The organism is Phycisphaerae bacterium (assembly GCA_012729815.1).
In the GTDB taxonomy this organism is placed as follows: Bacteria; Planctomycetota; Phycisphaerae; order JAAYCJ01; family JAAYCJ01; genus JAAYCJ01.
This window is the reverse complement of the sequence record JAAYCJ010000174.1, coordinates 25,482-47,822: the sequence shown is the minus strand read 5'-3', so window position 1 is coordinate 47,822 and position 22,341 is coordinate 25,482. Positions and strand designations below refer to the sequence as shown.

Here is a 22,341-nt window from a genome sequence, read left to right as displayed (position 1 = left end):
ACCGTTACAAGCAACCGTCATATCGGGAAGGGACAATGCGGTCAGTGCGTCGTACACTGACAGTTATATCAAATAACTGTAGCTGCCGGGACACAGGGGCCTATCGCCCGTGTTCGTATCGGGTTGCGTTCGCTGTGTGACGCAGCGGCTTTCCTGTTTGAACACGGGCGGAATTTTCTGTTGAAAAGCGATGTCGAATGACGTAATTTGTTTATAGATTTGGCTTTAAGATCGGTAGAAAAGGCCCGACCCCTGCAGAGAACCTCGTTCATTTGCCTGGAGGATGCCATGGCAGACGGAATTTCCGGAGCCCCCCGAAGGTCCGGCAGCTTCTTTGTCCTTTCCACCCTTCTCGCCCTCTGTGGTTTGACGATCAGCGGCATGGTGCAGGCTGCGCCGGTATCGCGTGACGCAGCCGACCAGATGGCGTCGGACTGGGCGTACCTGTCCGGCTGGCACCTGGCTCGCGCGGGATGGACTCCCACCCCGAACGCACCGGAACCGGCGACGCCTTTCGCCGGTGAACTGGCCAGCGAGACCGGCGACGTGGTGGCCTACAAATACCGTCTGCCCACCGGCGGTGATCTGGTGGTGGTTAATGAGGATGGGGTGGTCCCGGTCTTTTTCTATTCGGAGACCAACACCTTCGATCCCAATGCCAATCCGACGGCCAAGGCGCTCTACCAGGAATTGCTCAGCAGGATCGAGTGCGCGCGGGCCAACGATCGGAACTTGGCCAACCCATTGTGGACCACGGTCGAGTCCAGGGCGGAGCAGTTTCGCGACTTGAGCGCGCAGGCGGGCGAGACCACCGTCATCAACCAGGTGGGTCCGATGGTTACGACGCGGTGGGACCAGGGGGATCCATACAATCGGTTCTGTCCGATGTATGGCGGAACCCGTTGCGTGGTCGGATGTGTGGCCACCGCGACGGCTCAGATCATGAACTACTGGAAATATCCCTTTGATGGCAAGGGGCAAGGCGGCGTCAACTACTATACCTCCTCGCTCGACCTTCACGTGGAGATCGACGACCTGACCGACGAGCCTGCGATCAACTGGCAGGCGATTACCAGCCAATACGTTACACCGAGCAGCCCGACCAGTGAGATCGACGCGGTGGCGCGGCTCGGCTATTACGTCGGGGCTACGGTGGGCATGGACTATGGGCCGGCGGAGTTGGGCGGGTCGGGTGCTTTCTCGAGTCGCGTTCCCTATGCCCTGAGGAACAACTGGAAGTACTCGAGCAGTGTCCAGTATGTTCCGAGCTATATGCTCACCACCAGCGACTGGGAAAGCCTGATGAGGCTGGAACTGGATGAAGGACGGCCGGTCTTCTACGGCGGCCAGAATGGATTTGGCGGACACGCGTTCGTTCTGGACGGCTACCAGTACATTCAGGACGACGACAACGAGGATGAGCGATACTACTTGTACCATTTCAATCTCGGGTGGTCCGGGCAGTGCGACGGATGGTACAGCATCGATCTGCCTGGAGACGGATGCACCACTCCGTACAGCTTCAGCCAAGCCGCTGTCATCGGGATCGGCGGAGGCGCCCTGGTGAGCACGACGACCGAGCCGGAAGGGGCCGGCGCGGTGCTGCGAGATCGGTATGAATTCAGTTATCAGCAGCTGAGTTACCTTTCGGTGACCGCGGTTCCGTACCCCGGCTACCGGTTCAGCGAGTGGGTCGGGGCTGAGAGGCCGCTGGAGAATCCGACCCGGGTTGAGGTGGTTCATCCCACGTCGGTGGTCGCCAAGTTCGAGCCGGCGTATCGAATCTACGCCAGCGCGGTGGGCGGCGGCACGGTGACGGTCAATCCGGATCCGGAAGATACGTACTACTCGCCGGATCAGAACGTGGCGCTGACGGCGACGCCGGCCAAGGGGTGGCGGTTTGACCATTGGGAGGGCGACGCCTCCGGCACGACCAATCCGCTGACCGTGGTGATGGGCGAGGACAAGGCGGTTCAGGCCGTGTTCATCAAGCAGCGGATTCTGACCCCGGTGGTCACCGGTCTGGGGCGGATCGTTCGCGATCCGAACGGGCCGATCTACGACGACGATACGTTCGTGGACCTCGTCGCCCAGCCGGAAGAAGGCTGGGAGTTCCGGCGGTGGTGGGGCGATCTGGACACCGAGTTCATCTACGAACCGTCGATCGCCGTGCTGATGAATCGCGACCGGACCGTCCAGGCGGAGTTCATCCGGCCCGACACGATCAACCATCCGCTGTCGATCTCCATCGTCGGCGAAGGCGAGGTGGTGCCGTTCGGCGGCCTGTTCGCCGCCGGCAGCATCGTGGAACTGACGGCCACTCCGTCGGAGGGGTGGAGCTTCGTCCGATGGGAAGGCGACCAGATCAGCACGGACAATCCGCTGAGCTTCATCATGAACGGTCCCAAGTCGGTCGTGGCGGTGTTCGCCGAGAGCGGACAAGCGGCTTCGCCGGTCCGCGACGTGCAGGAGCCGATTGCGGAGCCCGACGAGACCCCGGAGCCGGCGGCTCCGGTCGAGCAGCCCAAGGAGACGGATGCCCAGGTGGATGATCTGGACATGCCGTTGCCGTGCAGCGGTCTGGCGGCGATCCTGGCGGCTCTGCTGCTGACAGGTTTCGCACTGATCGGAGTGCGGTGGACGAGAGACTGAGCGCTTACTCGGTGAATTAATAGTCCTGCAGCCAGCCGATCGACGGGATGGGCTGGCTGCTTCTGTTTTCCGATTGGGCGGCTTGGAGTTGGCGCTCCAGCGTGTTGGCGGGGCATTCGAGCAGGGCATGCAGGATCGCCGGCGAGAACTTCTTCTCTTCCGGCCTGGTGAGTTCGGTAATGGCCGCTTCGAAGCTCAGGGCGCTGCGGTAGGTTCGGCCGGAGGTCAGGGCGTCGAGGCAGTCGGCGAGGGCCACGATCGCTCCCATCATCGGGATCGCATCCTCCTTGAGCCCTTCAGGATACCCGGAGCCGTCGTAGCGTTCGTGATGGTAGAGCACGCCGGGAATGATGTTGCGAAGCTGCTTGATGCCCGAGATGATCCTGGCCCCCATCACCGGGTGTTCTTTGACCTTTTCGTACTCTTCGGCGGTCAGGCGTCCGGGTTTGGCCAGGACGGCGTCATCGACACCGATCTTGCCCACGTCGTGAAACAGCCCGGCCAGATAGACTTCCGTGATTTCGTTGATGCCCAGGCCCAGCGATTCGGCGATGCACCGCGAGATGAGGGCGACCCGCTGGCTGTGTCCGCAGGTGTAGGGGTCCTTGGCGTCGATGGTGCTGACGAGACTGGTCAGCAGGCCGATGAACAGCTCGTTGAGGTCCTGGACCAGAAAACGGTTTTCGAGGAATCCAGCGGTCTGCTCAGCCACCGAGTTGAGCAGTTTGGCATCGGCCGAGTCGAACGTGTCCCGGCCGTGCCTGTCGATGGCCACGATCACGCCGAGCACGCTCTGGCCCGCCCGCAAGGGAGCGGCCAGCATGCTTCGGTCGGTTCCTCCGGTCAGTTGCACCAGCGTCGGATGGGCCGAGAGGTTGGTCAGAATGACCGGCCCCGCAGTTCGCGAAGCGAGTTGGAGCACGTAGCGGGCGACCGCCTCGGTCCGTACTTCCGAGCCGAGTCCCTCGCCCGCGATGAACGGTTGGCTGTAGTCCTGTTTGGGCGGCTGGATCAGGGCCACCAGGGTTCGGGCCCCGATGATCTCCAGCAGTTCATCGGCGAACCGCTGGAAATACTCCTTCGGGCCGTCGGTCAGGTTCGTTCCGCCGCCGAGTTTGTAGACCAGGCTCAGCTCCTCATAGCTTTGCCCAAGCTGTTCGGACATCGAGTCCAACTCGAAACGGTCCTGTGTCTGCCGTTCCACGCCGCGGAGCTGGTCGGCGAAGACGGCCAGAAGGGCGTCCGTCTCGTCCACTGAGCGGCCTGCGACCAGGCAGGCGACGCTGCCGACGCACCTTCCGAACGACAGAATGGGAACGGCCAAGCCGCTACGGCGAGCGGCCTGGAATTGGACCGGAGCGCACTGCCGTAGCGACTCGGCGAGGGCGTCTTCCAGGGCATTCCAGTGGTCCGGGTCGCAGCCGGCCAGATCCGAACGGCCGTCGCGGTCCATCCAGCCGACGTTCCCTTCCAGCCGCGACCACAGCGCCCGCACGTGCTCGATCATCGGCGAGAGGACGGCGGTGTCCGCGTGCGCATGGGTCACGTCACCGCCTCCGCTACCGCTTTCTCCAGTTCCTGGCGAACCAGAGCCACGAGCCCGCGCGGGCTGAAGGGCTTGCTCAGAATCTTGACGATGTTTGTGGTCTCCAGGTCCGCTTCGCACAGGGCAAAGCCGCGTGCGGTCAGCAGGATGACCGGCACCGAGGCGAAGCGTGGATCGCGGGCCATCTTTCGGGCCAGTTCCAGCCCGTCCATTTGCGGCATCTGATAGTCGGTGATTACCATGGCCGGTGAGTGTCGCTGCAGCGATTCCCAGGCCCCTTGTCCGTCGTGGCACGCGACCACGTGCCAGCCGGCGCGAGCCAGTTTCAACTCGGCCACGCGAACGATGTGAGGCTCGTCATCGACGATGATGATGGTTTGCGTCTGGCGTTCCATGACTCCCTGCGGCTAGACCGTTTCCAGCGTCCGGGCTTCCTCGACCGTCAGGTCGACCGGCTGGGGCAGGTTGATGGTGAACTTCGAGCCCTTGTCGGGGGTCGATTCGAGCGTGAGCTGTCCGCCGTGGAGTTCCTCGACGATCTTTCGCGTCAGGGCCAGGCCCAGCCCGGTGCCCGGGGCGATCTGGTGGCCGGTCCGCGTGCGATAGAATTTTTCGAAGACCCGTTCCTGGTCCTGCGGGGCAATTCCGATCCCGGTGTCGCTGACGTCGATGCGGCAGACGCCGTCCTGAACCGGCCAGGCGCAGACGGTGACGCTGCCGGAGGGCGGCGTGTACTTGACCGCGTTGCCCACGAGGTTGAGCACCGCTTGGCGCAACAGGTCGGGGTCGGCTTGGACGGTCAGGCTGTCCGGCGCCTCCAGGGTCAGATCGATCTGCCTTTCGCGGGCCTGCATCTGCATCAGGGCGACTGCTTCCCTGAGTTCGTGAGTCAGGTCGACCGGGACGGGCACAAACGGCATGACTCCCGATTCGATCCGGCTGAGGTTCAGGATGTTCTCGATGAACCGCTCGAGACGGGCGGCTTCATTATCGATGATGCGGTAGAAATCGGCCCGCTGGTTGGCGCTTTGAAGCTCGTCGTCAAGCAGCAGTTCGGTGTAGGCGCGGATGCTCGAAAGGGGGGTGCGAAGCTCGTGGGTGACGTGGTTGACGAACTCGTTCTTCAGTTCCGCCAACTGGCGTTCGCGGGTCAGGTCGTGCAGGGTGAGCACGATCGCCCACGGGGCGTCGTCCTTGATGAATACCGGAGAGACCGTCGCGTCGAAGCAGCGGTCGGTTCCCGCCGGGTCGCGAATCCACAATTCGTCGCGGATCGGTTCCTTGCGGCCGCTGCGGGCCTCGGTCACCAGGGCGAGGATCCGCTGAACATTCACCAGGTCCTCGAGAGACTTGCCCTTGGCTTCCTTGGCCGAAAAGCCGAAGAGCTGTTCGGCGTGCCAGTTCGAGAGGATCGGTTCGCCGAACGCGTTGAGCACGAGCACCGGATCGGTGATGCTCCTGATGACGGCTTCGGTGTTGCTCTTTTCGGCATTGACCGCGGCGACCAGCAGATCGAGCTCGCGCCGCCGGCGGGTCTGCTCGTCCATTTCCTGGCGGATGCGGGACAAGTAGTGGTTCAGCATGTTGGCCAGGCCGGCCACCGGCCAGTGGTCGTCGATCATGACCATGCCGACCTGCGACTGGTTGGACATCCGCTCGAGCTGCGTTCGCATGACCTTCAGGGCTTGACGGGTGCGAAGGTGCATGAAGATCTCGAGCAGGGCGCCGGCCGCGCTGACGGCGCCGATCGCGGTCCAGATGCTCACGGGAAGACTGTCGGCTCCGCCCACCCCGGTCAGGCCCCAGACGGCCAGCAGGAAGACCACCACGAACAGGGTCAGAAGCACTTCGTGTATGCGTTCGGTCAGACTCATTTTCTTTACCCCTCTCTCGTTGTCTCCGTCGTCCAGCGGGCTTGCGTGCCGATCGGGTTGCCGATCGTCACGGCTATCGGGCGGCCGAACTTTCCTGCGAGGGCGGGTTGGAACTCGCCTCGCCGTGGTGTGGCACGAGCACCGAAGCCATCACCAGCAGGACGATGGCTGTAATAATCACTTCAATCAGCCAGGGCGACTTGTCTTTCATGGCGACCTTTCAAAGTAACTGCAAACCCAGCTTTCCAGTGTTGTTATCGACGGTTGTGCAGGGCGACTTAATGCGCGGGACGTCGATGATCGTGTTCGTTTCCTTATATTAACTATGCCATATGTCTAGTGGTGAAACTGCAGCGGTGGGGAGTTATATTTAGTAATGATGTTCTAATAAAAGCAGAAGTGTTAGGGGGTGGCGGAAGAGACTTGTTGTCAGCGACGTGTGAAGTAGGGATCGCTAACCATAAGTAATTTTGTAGCTGCTGATTCAATGCCCCTATGAGTACCCAGAATGGTCCAGTCTCCGGATTGGCCGGAGATATCAAGCCGCATCAGGCCTTGGTCGGGTACGGCAGCGGCCAGTGCGGCTTGGACTGCCCCATTGGCCGGGCCATAGTTGCCGGGCAGGATGAAATAGAGGCGGTCGACGTCGCCGGCTAGGCGGATCGTCTTCTGGAGGGTAAGGGCTATTTTCGGCCACGTGGCAGGGCGTCTCGGTGTCGGCAGCAGGACGACCACCGTATCGTAACGGTCTCGAAGAATCCGGAGATCCAGACGATCCAGCTTTCGGTAGTTCGTGAGACTCTCGGGATCATCCGGCCCGGCAGGCTTGGAGGCTGGGGCGGTTGTGTCAGCGGTCGATGTGGAGGTCCACGAGCAAGCCAGCCGGGCGGCCGCCACCTGAAAATCGGTCTGGATGCACATCGCGAGCGGGCTGCCGTCGTCCTGCCCGGCGGGACAAGGGAAACCCACGAGCAACACGCGGGCGGCTCGCGAGATCTCCAGCGGCTCGATCAGCAGGCGGGCCAGGTGGAGGCTTTCCTCGCCCAATACACCGCCGTTGCGGCCGGTGAACGTCAATTCAGGGGTACTGATCACAAGACCTTGCGGTCCCTCATGCACAAACGCACTGCCGCTGTGGGTTTCAGCCGCAGCCAGGGCTTGGCCGCGAAGCCAGTAGGGCTTGAGCTTGGGTGTTACGAGCACGACGGCGACAAGAACGGCATAGAGCGACAGGAACGTGGCCGCGTTCATCGCCGTCGCGGTCGGCGGGGCCAGCCGTCGGACGCGGACGTGCGGCTCGTCGTAGATCAGGGCTACGCCGGCGGCGGCGATCGCAATGATCGAACCCAAGGCCAAGGCCGCCAGATTGCCCGTCGAGGTGCGATGCCAGACGATCAGCGACCCGATCGCCAGTACGGCGCCGAACGCCAGGGCCTTGGCCAGGACCGACCAGAGATCAAAGCGGCTGGTTCGGCCCAGGGCCAGGGCCGGCAAGGCGCACTCGATGCACAGGACGTAGATCGCAAGCATCAGCAACAAAAGCAGTTGTGTGGTCGCAGGGGAGGCATCGGCCGCGACCGTCAGGGGCAGGCAGATCAGGTTGACCAGGGCCAGAACGGCCAGCGAGAGGCCCTGGCGATCGATGGGGGTCAGCCGCAACGGCGCGATCCGGCTGCACAGGTGGCGGTGCAAGAACCGTCCGGCCATAACGGCCAGAGGTCCCAGCAGAACGGCGAGAAGCATCGTCCGAGTCGCCATCGGCGGATCCCGAAACCAGTTGGTCAGGGCGAAGTGCCAGTGGTAGGCCTGCCAGAGGCCCAGCCAACCGAGCACACCCGCAGCCAGCAGGGCGGTTTGGCTTGGCGCGGTGGCCACCTCGGGCAGATTGGCTGAGACCGGGCGAGGCAGTTGGTCCTCCGTCGCGTCGGGTTGGGCGGGTACCGCAGCGGTCTTGCGGGCCAGGGCGGGCAGCATGCCGGCCAGCCAACCCAGACACGGGACCAGCACCAGCACGTGCCACCGAACAAACCACCGGTCGGCTGAGAGGTTACCCAGCAAAAACCCGGCAACCAGACCAGCCAGCATCCACGCGATCGCCGAAGCCAGCACGTGCTGGACGCGCGGGTGCGACGCCTGCAGGCCAGTTGGGCAATGAAGGCGGACAAAACCGCTGTACACCAGTTGCACCAGCAGCCCCAGGCACACCCCCAGCGGCCAAGCGGGCAGGCCTGCCAGCAGCATGGCCAGCAGCGGCCACGACCAGCGGGTCAGGGCCAGCCGGTCGGACCAGTACAGCGGCGAGTCGGCGATCAACGAGGTGGCGGCGGAGCAGACGATCGCGACGACGATCAGTAGAAGTCCGCACAGCGTTAGGGCGGTCTGAGCCGTTTGGAATTGCCCCGGGCGGCGGCCGGCCCCCTCGCCCCTCACTTGAAGCTGCAGCAGAGGCGTCGCCGCCGCGCGAAGCTCCGGCAGCGAAAGACCCAGCAGGCCACCCAGCAGCAGAAACAGGGCAAAACCCAGCGCAGCGTGGTTGCCCGGCCACAGGGCGGTATTGAGCACCTTCTGCAGCATGGCTGCGGCGAATCCGCCGGCCAGAAAAAACAGCAACGTCGTCGCCCGAAGCGACAGACCGGTCCAGGAGTAGTTCAAGCGTGTCCTCATCAGGGAAAGAAAGCCTTTCGGCCGATTGTAACCCACACCCCTGCCTCGTCAACGGGGGAGTCGGACTGCATCCGAGCGAATGCGAATTTTGAGCCAATCGTTACTGGCAACGGCCGGTCAAGCTGCTATGCTATCGGGCTGCGTCGTTGGCAAGAATGATCGGCTGGAAGGAGATGGCATCGTGGCGAAGCAGGCGGGTTGGAGGTCTCATGCGTTTCGTCGGATCGAGGGCGAGCGGTACGTCCAGTTCGACGCCGAGTTCCAGGTGCTCACTGAGGGATGGAACCGGGTAGTGGGCATGCCGTACCTGGTGTACATGCCGGAGAAGGATCGGCTGTTGATGGCGGCCTACCTGGACTACCGGCCGTGCAGGCCGGCGGTGATGTTCAGCGACGACCGCGGCGAAACGTGGAGCGAGCCGCAGCTCATCGCCAGCGACGCGAGGAATCCGGAGTTTGGCGAGAACTTCGGCGATACACCGCTTTCTCTGACGTATCTGGGCGGCGGCACGGTGATGTTCTCCGGGGTGGAGAAACGGTGGGTCAGCACGGACTTCGGCCGGACGTGGGAGGCTCGTCCGATCCCCGCGGGCCGCAACGGCAAGCCGTGGGCCGGCTGGCAGTGGGAGCCGTACCTGGTCGATCGCGACGCCAAGACGGGCAAGGTGACCCGCATCGCCGAAACGGCGTACAGCCATGAAGGCGACGCGTATCCGGCCCAAGGGTACTATAGCCAAGCCTACATCCGCTTCAGCCACGATGAAGGGGCCACGTGGGGCGAGGAGATCGCCGTCCCTCAGTGGCAGGGAGTTAACGAGGTCGGCTTGGTTCGGGCGCCGGCTGGGCACCTCGTGGCGTACTGCCGGACCGATCTGCCTGCGCGCTTCCGCGACCGGGCGCAGCGTCAGCCGGAGGGCATGGAGCCGCCGGACCTGTACTCGGGTTTCGGAATCTCCATTTCAGAGGATGACGGGCTCACGTGGTCGCCGGTGCGGGTGCTGTTCGACTACGGCCGGCACTTCGTCAGCTTCGTGGTGTTGCCGGACGGCCGGATGGTGATGACGTACGTGGTGCGAGTCGGCTATCCGTTCAATGCGGATGGTTTCCCCACGTACGGGATTGAGGCGATGGTCAGCCGTGACGAGGGGCGGACGTGGGACATGGACCGGCGGATCATCCTGGACGAGTGGACGGGCAACCTGCGGGACAAGGGGGCATGGTGGTCCAGTCCGCAGTCGACGTCGTCGGTGCTGCTGCCGGATGGGTCGATCCTGACGGTGTACGGACGGGCGCAAGGCTGCCTGCCCACGCCGGAAGGTCAGATCGGTCCGCCGCGGGATATCGGTTTGCTTCGGTGGCGATGCCCGCAGGAGTGAGCGGGGCTGTCGGTACGGTGACCGATGTCGTCTATTTCGCCGTGTAACCGGCGTCGACGGGAAGGTTAGTCCCGGTGATGTAGGCGGCGGCGTCGGAGGCGAGGAAGACGATGGCTCCTTTGAGGTCCTCGTCGTTGGCCATGCGTCCGAGCATCGTCCGGGCCGAATAGCGTCGGATGAATTCCTCCGGCTGACCGGAGAGGAAGCCGCCGGGCGAGACGCAGTTGACGCGGATGTTGTAGCCGCCGAGAGCTCCGGCCAACCATCGGGTGTAGTTGACCATCCCGCCTTTGTGGAAGAAGTAGTCGGGGTACAGGCCGGTGATCGAGAGGCCTTCGTAGAGGGTCATGTCCACGCCGATCATGCCGTGGATCGAGCCGACCATAACGATCGAGCCCTGTTTCCGCTGCTTCATGTGGGCTGAGACGAGTTCGGTGATGATGTAGAGTCCGACCGCGTTGACCTCCATCGACTTGCGGAAGCCTTCGATATCGGTGCTGCCGGCCTTCAGTGGCCGCAGGACCGCGTTGTTGACCAGGATGTCAATCTGGCCGTGCTTGTCGATGGTCCGCTCCACGAGACCGCGTACCGACTGCTCATCGGCCTGATCCACCCGATCGGCGTGCACGTCGAGACCGCGGGCGCGGAGGCCCTCAACCACCTTTTCCAGGGCTTCGAGATTGCGCGAGGCGGTGACGGTGGTGGCTCCGGCCTCGGCGACGGCTTCGACGACCTGCCGTCCGTAGAGCCCGGCGCCGCCGGTGACGATGGCGACTTTGCCTTTGAGCGAGAAGCTGTCGAGAATTCCCATCGGTGGACCTCCTGGATTGATTTACCTGGGCAGATGCTCAGGGGGGATGAAGTCGGCGAGCACAATTTCCTTGCCGCCGCGTTTGTGCGATTCGATGGCGGCTGCGATGATCGCGATCTGCTCGAAGGTCTGCTCGGGCGGGAACGGATGTCGGCCGCCGCTGCGGATGAAGTCGATGAAGACCTCGATCTGACGTTTGAAGGCGTGGAAGGTGTCGGTGAACCTGGCGTAGGCGGCGCCTTCGGATCCGATGAGCTGATACGAGCCGAAGCCGCCGAAGGCGTCGTAGTAGGCCCAGAGCTGCGAGTCGACGCCGGAGCGGTGGGTCAGCATGACGGTGTGGCGGTTCTCCTGTCCGACGTCGCGGACCGAGACGAATCCGGGGCCGGTAAGCTGGTAGAGCCCTTCGAGGGCGTGGATGCCGTAGCGGGCCCAGGACTTGCAGGTGAAGCCGGTGATCAGCTTCGGCTGGCCGACCTTGGCCTGTTTGAGGGCTTCGACTTCCCTGGCATAGCGCATGCACGAGGTGGAGAGGATCGGCTTGCCCTGGCGGTAAAGGTCGATGAACATCAGGAGATCGTCGCGATTGTCGGCCAGCGGCTTATCGATGAAGGTGGGAATGCCGGCGTCGATGAAGGGCTTGGCGCGTTCAAGGTGCTCGGAGCCGATGTCGGTGGCGACAAAGACGGCGTCAACCTGTCCGATCACGTCGGTGGGCTTTGAGACGACCTGATCGATGAAGCTGGCTTTGGCGACCTTGGGCGCCTCAGCCGGATTGTCGGTCCAGACGTGAGTGACCTTGGCTCCGGGTATGCCGAGCTTGTTCTGGTTGGCGGCCAGGTACTGCGGGATCACCGGGTAGCCGCAGTCGGCCATTACCTGGGCATCGTACCGGCCGTTGATGATCGCCGACCAGGAGTAGGGGTGGCCGTTTCCCTCGACCATGCCGAGCATGGCCAGTCGCAATGGGTTGGTCGCCATGGGCTATCCTCCGAGAGCGGACGAACCGGGTATTGTCATGACAGTTGGGGCGGATTGTATCGGTTGGGCCGGATGCCTTCAAGCGCCTTCATGTTTGAAGGGACAGTTTGCCGAAATAGCAGCAACGAGGCGCCGGTGGCATTTGGTGCGGCTGCGAACAACCCGCCAGAAAGGGGCTTACCAGGGGCAAAAAGCCAGTCGGCAGAAGCGGTGTTTGTATTTTGTTAGGCAGCATGTGTATGTTGTTATATTATCGGAACTTGCGCCGCTGTCCAGGGTGCTGGATTCAAGCAGTAGGGCGAATAATTGTTCAAAGGTTGTTGAAAAGCTGGGATAGCTGGGGAAAAACGGGGGAAATAAGGGGAGTGTCAGGGCAGATGTGTTCACAATAAGTTAACGCATTCGCTGCCAGTTGACACCTGCAGGCCCACCACGATGCCAAAACCTATGAAGTTCTAGGTTATAGGACTTTATTCGCTTGACGGAATCCTCACTTAGACGTTTTATAAAACACATAAGGCTTAGGCCTGTGCGGCAGGCTGGCGAACGGGCGGTAGCTGGCTGCCTTCCAGTCTTTCGGAGACGGAAGTGGAACGTCGGATGACGGAATTCAACGTAGACGAATCACGCGACGGCAGAGGAGAAAATTGGGTGTCGGCGGAGCAGCGGAACGAGGCAGGCGGGAACGTGGGGCAGATCATCCCGCCCAAGCTCTACCGAATTGGCGAAGTGGTGCAGCATTCGGGCTTCTCCCGTCAGACGATTCACAACTACACCGTCATGGGCCTGATTCGCGAAAGCCGGTGGACCGATGGAGGACATCGGCTGTACGGCCCGGAGGTGTTCGAGACGCTGGCGGAGATCCGGCGGCTCAAGAGCAGTCTTCCTCTCGGGCAGATCAAGCGGCTCCTGGCGAGCCGGGTGCAGCAGAACGCGGTCGCCGGTTGAGCGGCGGCCGAACCCGTCACTGGGGTTGAAAACGAGGATTTGACGACGCATGCATCGGACGCAGTGTCTCCGCGACGAACCGCCGAGGCGTTGCGCAGACCGATCGGCGAGGTCAGGCGTCGCACGCGGAACGGGTCGGCGACAGGAGGTCGCTCTGGCTGTGAAGGAATTACCGGGCCACCCGTTGGCGAATGAGATTGCGGCGCGAGCGGCGAACGCGACAACTGAATAGCCGCCGGGGAATCGGCGGGACGAACGGGAAACCGGTTTTGGGGATGGAGCCCCGATGAAGCCGAGATGGCTGAACATTCTTCTGAAGGATCTGAGCGACAAGTGGCAGATCCCCGCGCTGATCGTGGCCCTGGTTCTGACCGGTTTGGGCGTGGTGAAGCTCTTCTCGAGTCAAAAAAAGCTCAGCACGGCGGAATATGCCAGTCTTTGCGAGGAGTTGCTCAGCCGCGGTCGACACTTCGACTCGGCCAAGCTTGGGCTTCATCTGTTGGCGGAACGGGACTTGGAGGAGGACCAGGCACGTCATCTGCACCACCTGGTGGCCCTGGCCCTTTACCGGGGTGAGATGTCGCAGCGGACGCCGCGACCAAAGATTCTGATGCTGGCCCAACAGCACCTGACCGCTTCGGCCGAAGGACGGCCGCTGACTCTCGATGAACTGGTGATCTCGGCGCAGATTGCGGAAGTGTTGGGTCGCTATCGCCTGGCGGTGGACCATCTGAAGATGGCGCTGGAACTCGACGGCTGCGACCGGATCGCTCTGCTGAGTTCGCTGGTCAGGCTCTTTCCCAAGACCGGGCACGGCCTCGACGAAGAATATGATGCGGTCCTGGACGCCTTGCTGGCCGAGCCGCATCTGGCGGGTTCGGAACTGGCTTGGGCGGCGGGCCTGAAGGCGGAGCGGCTCTTTGGGCAGGGCCGATTCGACGAGGCGGTGACGCTGATCCGCGAGGTCCTCTCGCGGGTTACGGAACAGGACGAGCGGGACGAGTTGGAATACGCTCTGGCGTTCGGCGAGTACTCCAAAGGCGATATCGACACCGCGGAGCGTTCGTTACGAAACATCCTGGATCGGCTGGAGACTCGAGGGGATCTGGAGGCCCGGACGACGCTCCTTCTGGGACGGCTTTGTCTGCAGGACGACCGGCCGGAGGAGGCGTTGGCGTTCTTCCACGATGTGATGACGTATCATCCCGGCAGCGAATACGCGTTGGCGGGTCTGGTGGGTCGGGCTGCGGCCCTGGCCCGGGTTCATCGTTTCGAGGCGTCGCGGATGGCCTACGATCAGGCCTTCGCGCTCCTGGCGAAGGTTGGCCACAATCGCCTGATGAATCGCGAGGACGTCGTGGCCTCGATCGCCTCGGTGGCGGGCAAATTGGCCGACGGCGGAAACCTGGAAGAGGCGTTGCCGTTCGCCCAACTGGAATACGATCAGACGGCGGTGGAGGATGAGCGGGTTCGCCACGAGTTGTTGGGTCAAATCGCGGTGTGGCATCGCCAGGTCGCCGAGGATCTCTCGGGCAGACTGGCGAAGGTGGGCTCGCCGGAGCTGGCCGCCGAACTTCGGGAACGGGCCAGCCGGCACTATCGCGAGGCGGCGGATGACTTCATCTCGCTGTCTCACGGCCGCGGAATGGCCGATCGGGCGTCGGCCGACGCCTTGTGGGAGGCGGTGACGTGCTACGACCTGGCCGGCGACGGTTCGATGGCGACCTCGATGCTGGAGTTGTTCGTCGCGTCCTGGCCGGCCGACCCGCACCTGGCCGAAGCCCTGTCCCGGCTGGGGCAGCTCTACCAGGGTCGCGGCGAGCCGGAGAAGGCGATTGAGCAGTATCAGCGTCTGATCGACGAGTATCCTCGGACGCTCCCGGCTCTTCGCGCGATGGTCTTGACGGCCCAGTGCCTCATGACACTGGGACCGGAGCACTACGGCGAGGCGGAGACGCTGCTGCGGACCATGGTGGATGACACGTCGAACCAGCAGCAGTTGGACCCTTCGGCCCTCGAATTCCGTGAGGCCCTGTTCCTGTTGGGCAAGCTCTGCTACTTCCAGGAGAGATACGAGGAGTGCGCGGCGAGGCTGGAGGAGTCGCTTCAGCGTTACCCGGATGATCGGGCCTGTCCGGAGGCGCGGTTCCTGATCGCCCAGTCCTACCGGCGTCTGGCCGAAGAGCACCTGCGGCAGGTGGATCGGACCAACGATCGCGAGCTCAAGTCGCAGTTGCTGCTGAACTGGAAGACGAGTCTGGTCCGGGCCTCCGAGTTGTACCTCGACGCGATGCGTTCGCTGGATTCGCTGGCGGACCTTTCGGACCTCGAGAATACGTATCTGAAGCTGTCCTACCTCTACTACGCCGACTGCCTCTATGACCTGGGCGACTACGATGAGTCGGTCCGGGCCTACAAGCGGGTGGTCGATCACTACGAGCGGGACCAGATCGCCCTGGCCGCCTACCTGCAGATCGTCAACGCCTACCAGCGGCTGGGGCGTTGGGGCAAGATCAAGGCCGTGCTGGAGCAGATGAAGTGGCTGATTCAGCAACTGCCTGACGAGGCATTCACCGGGCCGGGCACGATCTTCTCCCGCCAGGAGTGGCGGCGATGGATCGAGTGGAACTACGGGTCGGGCGTGCTCGAGGAGAGCCGGATGAGCACGCTGGCCCAGGGAACGGAAACGGCAAACGATTTCTAGTGTGACGGAGCGGATCGTGGAACAAGTGGAAAGCCCCTCAGCCATCGGCCCTGAGCTTCTGAAGCTCCTGAAGCAACAGAGGGAGTGCTACGAGCAACTCCAGCACCTGGCCCAGCAGCAGCGGGCCCTGATCAAAGCCGAGGACTCCGAGGCGCTGCTGGCCCTGCTCGGGCAACGCCAGCGGATCGTCGAGACGATCGGCAAGGTGCACCGTCAGTTGGCCCCGTACCAGCAGGACTGGGAGCGGGTCAGGGAACAGCTCGACGACGAGTGCCGCCGGGAGATCGAGCAGCTTTTGGGTGAGCTTCAGGAGATGCTCAACCTGCTGCTGACCCACGATCAGGAGGACTGCCAGGAGCTGTTTTCGCGCAAGCAGCAGGTGGCTGGAAAGATCACCGCGGCTTCGAAGGGCCGGGCGGCGACGCAGGCGTACGGCGGCGGACAGGCGGGTCGTCCGACGTCGAACGGCGCGGGCCTGAACTTGGAGATCAGCGGGTAAGCCATGAGCGAGACGTTGGCGAAACTCAATCTGACGGAAGACGAACTGCTCGGGCTGCTGACCAGTTACAACGAGGCGACGGAGAAGCTTCGCGAGAGCCACGACGTCCTGCAGCGGGAGGTCCGCCGGCTGCGTTCGGAACTGGCCAGTAAGAACCGCCAGCTCGAACGGCGTAAGCGCCTGGCGGCCTTGGGCGAGATGGCGGCCGGCCTGGCCCACGAGATTCGGAATCCGCTGGGCGGGATTCGGCTTTACGCCGATTTGCTGAAGCGAGATCTTCGCGAGTTGGGCGGTTCGGTGGACCTGGCCGACAAGATCATCAGCGGCGTCCGCATGCTCGAGTCGCTGGTTTCGGAAGTGCTGGCCCTGACCCACACGGTCGAGCCGCGGATGCACGAGGCGGATCTCGTGGCGGTCGTGCAGGGAGCGACCGGGTTGCTCGGTGATCTGGTCGCGGCGCGCGGAACGCAGCTTTCGTATCGTGGACCGGCCCAGACGACGGTGGTCTGCGACCGCGATATGATGCAGCGGGCGGTGCTCAACGTGGTGCGCAACGCCATCGAGGCTGCGGGCGAAGGCGGCGTGGTGGCGGTCGCCCTCTCGCGGCGCGGCGGGCGCGTGACGCTGAGCGTCGGCGACAGCGGTCCGGGAATCGCCCCGGAAGTCGCCGACCGGATCTTCAATCCATTCTTCACCACCAAGGACAACGGGACCGGCCTTGGTCTGGCGATCGTGCATCGGATCGTGGAGGCCCACGAGGGGGCCGTCGCGGTCGGGCGCAGCGAGATGGGCGGAGCCCAGGTGACGATCAAGCTGCCGGTCAAGGGATCAAGCAAACGGACGGATCAACAGGAAGAGGACGATGGCAACGATTGCGGTGATTGATGACCAGGAACTGATGCGGGATTCGCTGATGCACACGCTCGGGCGGGCCGGATACCGGGTTCGCACGTTCGATCAGGCCGCCTCGGCCTTCGAGACGGTCCGCAAGGGCCCGTTCGACCTGGTGATCACGGACCTGAAGATGCCGGGCATGGACGGCGTCGAGCTGCTGCGGCGGCTTCGGGCGGCCGGGCAGGACCTGCCGGTGATTCTGATGACCGCCTACGGGACGGTGGCCACCGCGGTCGAGGCGATGAAGCTGGGTGCCTATGACTACATTCAAAAGCCCTTCGAGGCCGAGGAAATTGAACTGCTGGTCGAGCGGGCGATGCAGCAGCGCGAGCTTCAGCGGGAGAACGAGGCCCTGCGCCGCACGGTGGGCGACCTGTGCCGCGGCCGCGAACTGATCGGCGAATCGGAGGCGATGCGGCAGCTTCGCCGGCAGATCGCCCAACTGGCCCGCAGCGAGGCCACGGTGCTGGTGGAAGGCGAGAGCGGGACGGGCAAGGAGATGGTTTCGCGGGCCATTCACGCCGCCTCGGCCCGGTCGGGCAAGCCGCTGCTGTGCCTCAACTGCGCGGCCCTCTCGGAAAATCTGCTGGAGAGCGAGCTGTTCGGGCACGAAAAGGGGGCCTTTACCGGGGCCGACAAGCTTCGCCGGGGACGTTTCGAACTCGCCGACGGCGGGACGCTGTTGCTGGACGAGATCTCGGAAATACCGTTGACCCTCCAAGCCAAGTTGCTGCGTGTGCTGCAGGAGAAGCAATTCGAACGCGTCGGCAGCAGCGTGACCCGCGACGCCGACGTCCGGGTCATCGCCACGACCAACCGGAATCTCCGCCAATGGGTGCATCAGGGAGCGTTCCGGGAAGACCTGTACTACCGGCTCAGCGTCCTGCCGATCCATATCCCGCCGCTTCGCCAACGGCGGGACGACATCGTGATGCTGGCGGAGCATTTCCTCGAGCGTCTGGCCCGCCGGGACGATCGGGCTCAGGCCCGCCTGGACGCTGAGGCGATGAGCCTGCTCGAGAGCTACGCATGGCCGGGCAACGTCCGCGAACTGGAGAACCTGATCGAGCGGGCGTGGGTGCTCAGTTGCGGTGAGCGGATCTCGGCTGAGATGATTGAGCCGTGGCTTCGCGGACCGGAGCGGGCCGACACGGAACTGAGCGGACGGCCCGGGCACCTGCTGGAGGATATGGAACGCGACCTGATCCTCAAGACGCTGGCCGAGCACGACGGCCACCGGGCCCGGACGGCCAGGGCTCTGGGCATCGGCCTGCGGACGCTGGGCCTGAAGTTGAAACGTTGGAAGGAAGACGGGGTCGAGATGAACTACGCCGGCGCAGGTTTTGCGCGGGAGGCGCAATATGTGCGATAGAGCGGGATCGGGCGCGAATCCTAAATCGCTGCAAATGAACGACTTGGTATTTGGTACGGCGGTTGCTGTAGGAATCGGCAGTACGGGTTCCGCGCCGCGGGACGGAAAGGTTTGAGCGATGTCAGGGCTGTTGGACATGCCGGAGATAGGCGTTCTGGAGCGGGTGGCAACGTTTTGCCAGGCCCGCCACGAACTGCTGGCGAATAACATCGCCAACATCGATACGCCCGGCTACAAGTGCCAGGACCTGGACTGCGAGGCGTTTCAGTCGGACCTGCAGCGGATGGTCGAGCAGCGGAAATCCGGACAGACGACGATTGACCGGGAACCTCAGATCGACCATGACCAGTACCTGCTGTTCCACGACGGCAACAACCGCAGCGTCGAAAAGCAGGTTTCGGAGATGGCCCGGAACGGAATCATGCACAACGTGGCGATGGAACTGCTTCGGAGCCGGTTCCATCTGCTGGACACGGCGATCCGGATGCGGTTCTAGCTTCACCGGATAGAGGACAGGATTAGATGTTTACGAGTTTGGACATCAGCACGAGCGGGATGGTCGCCCAGCGGACGCGGATGGACGTGGTCGCGGGAAACCTGGCCATGTCCGACGTGACCGAGGACGAATACGGCAGGCCCAATCCGTACCGCCGTCGGTTCGTGGTATTTCGTCCCGGTTCGTCGGCCGGCGACGGTTTGGGCGTGACGGTGGCCAGCGTCGAACAGGACCCTTCGGACTTCCGGCTCAAGTACGAGCCGGGCCACAAGCACGCGATCGCCTCGGGTCCCAACGCCGGTCATGTGCAGTATCCGAATATTGATCCTACGTTCGAGTACATCAACGCGATCGAAGCGGGCCGGGCGTATGAGGCGAACCTGGCGGCGTACGAACTGTCCAAGTCGATGATCGCCAATTCGATGCGGCTGCTCGCGTGACGTGGAGCGGATAGAGACGGGAGATAGCAGGCATGGTGGATAAACTGGAATTTCTGAACAACCTGAGCAAGGTCCGGCCGACCCAGGGCGGCCAGGGAGTCGGTGGGGCGGGTGGAGCGGGCTCGGCCGACGGCAAGGACTTCAAGCAGCAGTTGCTCGACAGTATCAGCGAGGTCAACCGTCTGCAGCAGGAGGCGCAGACGGCGACCGAAAAACTGGCCACGGGTCAGGCGACCAACGTGGCTGAGGTGTTCTCGGCGGTGCGGAAGGCGGACGTCGCCTTCTCGCTGCTGATGCAGATACGGAACCAGTTGGTGGATGCGTATACGGAGATACGCAACATGCGGATGTGACGATCCGCGCACTTACGGGGTGAAACGAAATGGAGTTCGTTAAAAAGGCGCTGGTTCAGATTCAGGAGCATCTGGGTTCGCTGAACGCCCGGGACAAGATTCTGTTCCTGCTGATTCTGGTTCTGATGGGGCTGGCGTTCGTCTGGTTGATCGTGGGTACGGCCACGCCGGAACTGATCCCGCTGCTCGAACAGGACTTCTCGGCGGGCGAGGTGGCGTCGATCCAGAACCAGTTGGACACGTGGGGCGTGACGTACCAGGTGGAGGGCAACAAGATACTGGTTCGCCGGCAGGACCGCGACCGCCTGCTGGCCCGGCTTCAGTTGGCCGGCGCGCTGCCCAAGGACATGCGCGAGGGGTGGCGCAAGTACATTGAAGAGTCGGACATGTGGCTGACCTCCGAGGACCGCCAGCGGCGCTGGCAACTGGCGCTGGAGCAGCGTCTGGCCCAGGTGGTGGCGATGATGGACGACGTCCACGACGCGCACGTGATTATCAACCAGGGCAGCCGGCGGCTGCTCTCGGACGGACCGAGCAGCGACCCGTCGGCGTCGGTCTACCTGCAGATGCGGGGCGGCAACAAGCCGAGCAAACATCTGGTCATGGCGGTGGCGGACCTGGTTTCCGGGGCGGTGGATCGGTTGACCCGGGACCGGGTCAACATCGTGGCTGACGGCTCAGCCTACCGGGCGCCGGGCAGCGACTCGGCGTTTGGCGGCGACCTGCTGGACCGTCGCCGGGAGTACGAGCGGCACTTCGTGGACAAGGTCGTGCACGTCCTGGGCATTCCGGACGCGCTGGTCGAGGTCTACGTCGAACTGGAGTCGGAAAAGGTCCACACCGAAGAGCAGAAGCTCGGCGAACCGGTGGTCTCGAAGGAGCATGAAATCAAGAGCACCAACAGCCGGGGCGATTCGGGCGGCGAACCGGGGGTGCGGCCGAACGTGGGCGTGGCGCTGGCCAGCTCCGCTGAACAACTGGAGCAGTCGACCGAGAAGGAGAGCGAGACGGAATTCAACAACGAGCGGGACAAGACGACGATCGTCCGTCAGACGCTGCCCGATGAGGTCAAGTCGATCCAGGCGACAGTGAACGTTCCCCGAAGCTACTTCCTCCAGGTCTACCGCGACCGCACGGGCAGCGAGGAGAAGCCCAGCCCCGAACAACTGGACACGCTGATCCAGACCCAGTTGGCCGAGATCCGCAAGACCGTTCTTCCGGTGATCGGAGGAACGGACCTGAACCAGGTCCAGGCAAGCTGGTACTACGAGCGGCAGACGCCCGGCGCCGAGGCGGCGACGGCGGCGACGGCCGGGGCCGGCGGGACCGTGCTGCCGGGCGGCGTGATGGAGTACGCCAAACCGGCGGGCCTGCTGGTGCTGGCCCTCTCGAGTCTGGCCATGGTGCTGATGATGCTCCGTAAGGCCTCGTCCAGCATCTCGCTGCCGCGAACCGATCTGGAGGCCCTCAACGAACCGCCGCCGGCCCTCGAATCGGACCAGGGTCCGGTGGGCGAGGCGGGACAGACCGAAGGGGTCCTGCAGGGTGTCGAGGTCGATGAGGACACGGTGCGGGTGCGGAACATGGCCGAGCAGGTTGCCACGCTGGTCAAGGAGGATCCGGACTCGGCGGCGAGTCTGGTCCGGCAGTGGATCGTGCAGGACAAATAACGGAGCCCAAGACGCATGGCGGTCCAGCAGAAGCAGAAATCGAAACAGGCGGTGGATGACAAGCGGCTTTCCGGGATCCGGAAGGCGGCGATCCTGCTGCTGACGGTTTCGGAGGACGCGGCGGCCGAGATCCTCAAGCGGCTGGACCGGGACTCGGTGACGGACGTGACGCGGGAGATCGCCGGGCTCGGGCAGGTCAAGCCGGACCTGTGCAACTCGGTGGTCGAGGAGTTCTACAACCTCGCCCTCGCCCAGTCGTACGCCGAGCAGGGCGGCATCCTGCTGGCCAAGACCCTTTTGGAACAGTCGCTGCCGAAGGAAGAGGCCGAGCGGGTGATGGAGCACATCGAGCAGACGGTCAACGCCACGCCGTTCGCGTTTCTGCACAAGGCTGAGAGCGAAAACCTCCTGACGTTCATCCAGGACGAGCACCCTCAGACGATCGCGCTGATCCTCTCGCACCTGCCGCCGGAGAAGGCGGGCGAGGTGCTCGGCGGTTTGTCGCAGGAGAAGCAGTCGGAGGTGGTGGTGCGGATCGCCCGGATGGAGCAGACGAATCCGGAGGTGATCCGCGAGGTCGAGCGAGGCCTGGAAGGGCGGCTTTCGGCGATCGTGTCGCAGACGTTCGAGAAGGCCGGCGGAGTCGAGACGGTGGCGAGCATCCTGAACCTGGCCGATCGGACCACGGAGAAGGCGATCCTGGAGCAGCTCGAGACGGTCGATCCGGAGCTGGTCGAGCAGATCCGCCGGCTGATGTTCGTGTTCGAGGACATCAACCTGGTGGACGACCGCGGCATTCAGACGGTGCTCAAGGAGGTGGACAACTCGGACCTGGCGTTGGCCCTCAAGACGGCTTCGGAAGAGCTCAAGGAGAAGATCTTCCGCAACATGTCGGAGCGGGCGGCGGCGATGATCAACGAGGAGATGGAGTACATGGGTCCGGTGCGGCTGGCCGACGTGGAAGCGGCGCAGCAGAAGATCGTGGACATTGTTCGGCGGCTCGACGACGCCGGCGAGATCGTGATCGCCGGTCGCGGCGGAGCCGGCGACATCATTGTGTAA

At 63.6% G+C, this 22,341-nt stretch carries 19 protein-coding genes; 12 read left to right on the top strand and 7 right to left on the bottom strand.

Features of this window, described 5'->3' with window-relative positions; all coding sequences use genetic code 11:
- Positions 1 to 288 precede the first annotated feature (288 nt).
- The gene (locus tag GXY33_11520; GenBank protein NLX05762.1) at positions 289 to 2,652 is read left to right on the top strand and encodes a hypothetical protein; all 2,364 of its coding nucleotides are present in this window, start codon (positions 289 to 291) and stop codon (positions 2,650 to 2,652) included.
- 16 nt (positions 2,653 to 2,668) lie between these two features.
- Here the strand turns inward: GXY33_11520 and GXY33_11515 are convergent, their stop codons facing one another.
- The 5 genes from GXY33_11515 to GXY33_11495 form a co-directional block, all read right to left on the bottom strand.
- Positions 2,669 to 4,198: an HD domain-containing protein gene (locus tag GXY33_11515; protein ID NLX05761.1), complete on the bottom strand. Its 1,530-nt coding sequence runs from the start codon at positions 4,196 to 4,198 to the stop codon at positions 2,669 to 2,671.
- Positions 4,195 to 4,593: a response regulator gene (locus GXY33_11510; protein ID NLX05760.1), complete on the bottom strand. Its 399-nt coding sequence runs from the start codon at positions 4,591 to 4,593 to the stop codon at positions 4,195 to 4,197. Before GXY33_11510 ends, GXY33_11515 begins: the two co-directional genes overlap by 4 nt.
- A gap of 12 nt (positions 4,594 to 4,605) precedes the next feature.
- A complete protein-coding gene (locus GXY33_11505; GenBank protein NLX05759.1) occupies positions 4,606 to 6,072 on the bottom strand; it encodes a PAS domain-containing protein in 1,467 nt (488 codons plus the stop codon).
- Between the two features lie 73 nt (positions 6,073 to 6,145).
- Complete coding sequence (locus GXY33_11500; protein NLX05758.1) at positions 6,146 to 6,283, bottom strand: hypothetical protein; 138 nt, start codon at positions 6,281 to 6,283, stop codon at positions 6,146 to 6,148.
- 218 nt (positions 6,284 to 6,501) lie between these two features.
- On the bottom strand, positions 6,502 to 8,736 hold the full coding sequence (locus GXY33_11495) for a hypothetical protein (protein ID NLX05757.1): 2,235 nt from the start codon (positions 8,734 to 8,736) through the stop codon (positions 6,502 to 6,504).
- Between the two features lie 181 nt (positions 8,737 to 8,917).
- On the opposite strand from GXY33_11495, the gene GXY33_11490 reads away from it, so the two are divergent.
- A complete protein-coding gene (locus GXY33_11490) occupies positions 8,918 to 10,111 on the top strand; it encodes a hypothetical protein (protein ID NLX05756.1) in 1,194 nt (397 codons plus the stop codon).
- Positions 10,112 to 10,142: 31 nt separating this feature from the next.
- Here GXY33_11490 and GXY33_11485 read toward each other — a convergent pair whose 3' ends face one another.
- On the bottom strand, positions 10,143 to 10,922 hold the full coding sequence (locus GXY33_11485) for an SDR family oxidoreductase (protein ID NLX05755.1): 780 nt from the start codon (positions 10,920 to 10,922) through the stop codon (positions 10,143 to 10,145).
- A gap of 21 nt (positions 10,923 to 10,943) precedes the next feature.
- On the bottom strand, positions 10,944 to 11,903 hold the full coding sequence (locus tag GXY33_11480; protein ID NLX05754.1) for a Gfo/Idh/MocA family oxidoreductase: 960 nt from the start codon (positions 11,901 to 11,903) through the stop codon (positions 10,944 to 10,946).
- 651 nt (positions 11,904 to 12,554) lie between these two features.
- On the opposite strand from GXY33_11480, the gene GXY33_11475 reads away from it, so the two are divergent.
- From GXY33_11475 to fliG, 10 genes are all read left to right on the top strand, one after another.
- A complete protein-coding gene (locus GXY33_11475; GenBank protein ID NLX05753.1) occupies positions 12,555 to 12,851 on the top strand; it encodes a MerR family transcriptional regulator in 297 nt (98 codons plus the stop codon).
- A 286-nt stretch (positions 12,852 to 13,137) separates the two neighbouring features.
- Positions 13,138 to 15,555, top strand: coding sequence for a tetratricopeptide repeat protein (locus GXY33_11470; GenBank protein ID NLX05752.1), 2,418 nt, complete (start codon positions 13,138 to 13,140; stop codon positions 15,553 to 15,555).
- Positions 15,556 to 15,571: 16 nt separating this feature from the next.
- The gene (locus GXY33_11465) at positions 15,572 to 16,054 is read left to right on the top strand and encodes a flagellar protein FlgN (protein NLX05751.1); all 483 of its coding nucleotides are present in this window, start codon (positions 15,572 to 15,574) and stop codon (positions 16,052 to 16,054) included.
- Between the two features lie 3 nt (positions 16,055 to 16,057).
- Positions 16,058 to 16,939, top strand: coding sequence for a sensor histidine kinase (locus tag GXY33_11460; protein NLX05750.1), 882 nt, complete (start codon positions 16,058 to 16,060; stop codon positions 16,937 to 16,939).
- Positions 16,917 to 18,320, top strand: coding sequence for a sigma-54-dependent Fis family transcriptional regulator (locus GXY33_11455; GenBank protein NLX05749.1), 1,404 nt, complete (start codon positions 16,917 to 16,919; stop codon positions 18,318 to 18,320). The genes GXY33_11460 and GXY33_11455 overlap by 23 nt, the downstream gene beginning before the upstream one ends.
- 118 nt (positions 18,321 to 18,438) lie before the next feature.
- Positions 18,439 to 18,816 (top strand): flagellar basal body rod protein FlgB, encoded by a 378-nt coding sequence (locus tag GXY33_11450; protein ID NLX05748.1) that lies wholly within the window; start codon positions 18,439 to 18,441, stop codon positions 18,814 to 18,816.
- Positions 18,817 to 18,842: 26 nt separating this feature from the next.
- Positions 18,843 to 19,256 (top strand): flagellar basal body rod protein FlgC, encoded by a 414-nt coding sequence (gene flgC, locus GXY33_11445; GenBank protein ID NLX05747.1) that lies wholly within the window; start codon positions 18,843 to 18,845, stop codon positions 19,254 to 19,256.
- Positions 19,257 to 19,288: 32 nt separating this feature from the next.
- On the top strand, positions 19,289 to 19,609 hold the full coding sequence (fliE, locus tag GXY33_11440; GenBank protein NLX05746.1) for a flagellar hook-basal body complex protein FliE: 321 nt from the start codon (positions 19,289 to 19,291) through the stop codon (positions 19,607 to 19,609).
- A 29-nt stretch (positions 19,610 to 19,638) separates the two neighbouring features.
- The gene (locus GXY33_11435; GenBank protein NLX05745.1) at positions 19,639 to 21,279 is read left to right on the top strand and encodes a hypothetical protein; all 1,641 of its coding nucleotides are present in this window, start codon (positions 19,639 to 19,641) and stop codon (positions 21,277 to 21,279) included.
- Between the two features lie 51 nt (positions 21,280 to 21,330).
- Complete coding sequence (gene fliG / locus GXY33_11430) at positions 21,331 to 22,341, top strand: flagellar motor switch protein FliG (protein ID NLX05744.1); 1,011 nt, start codon at positions 21,331 to 21,333, stop codon at positions 22,339 to 22,341.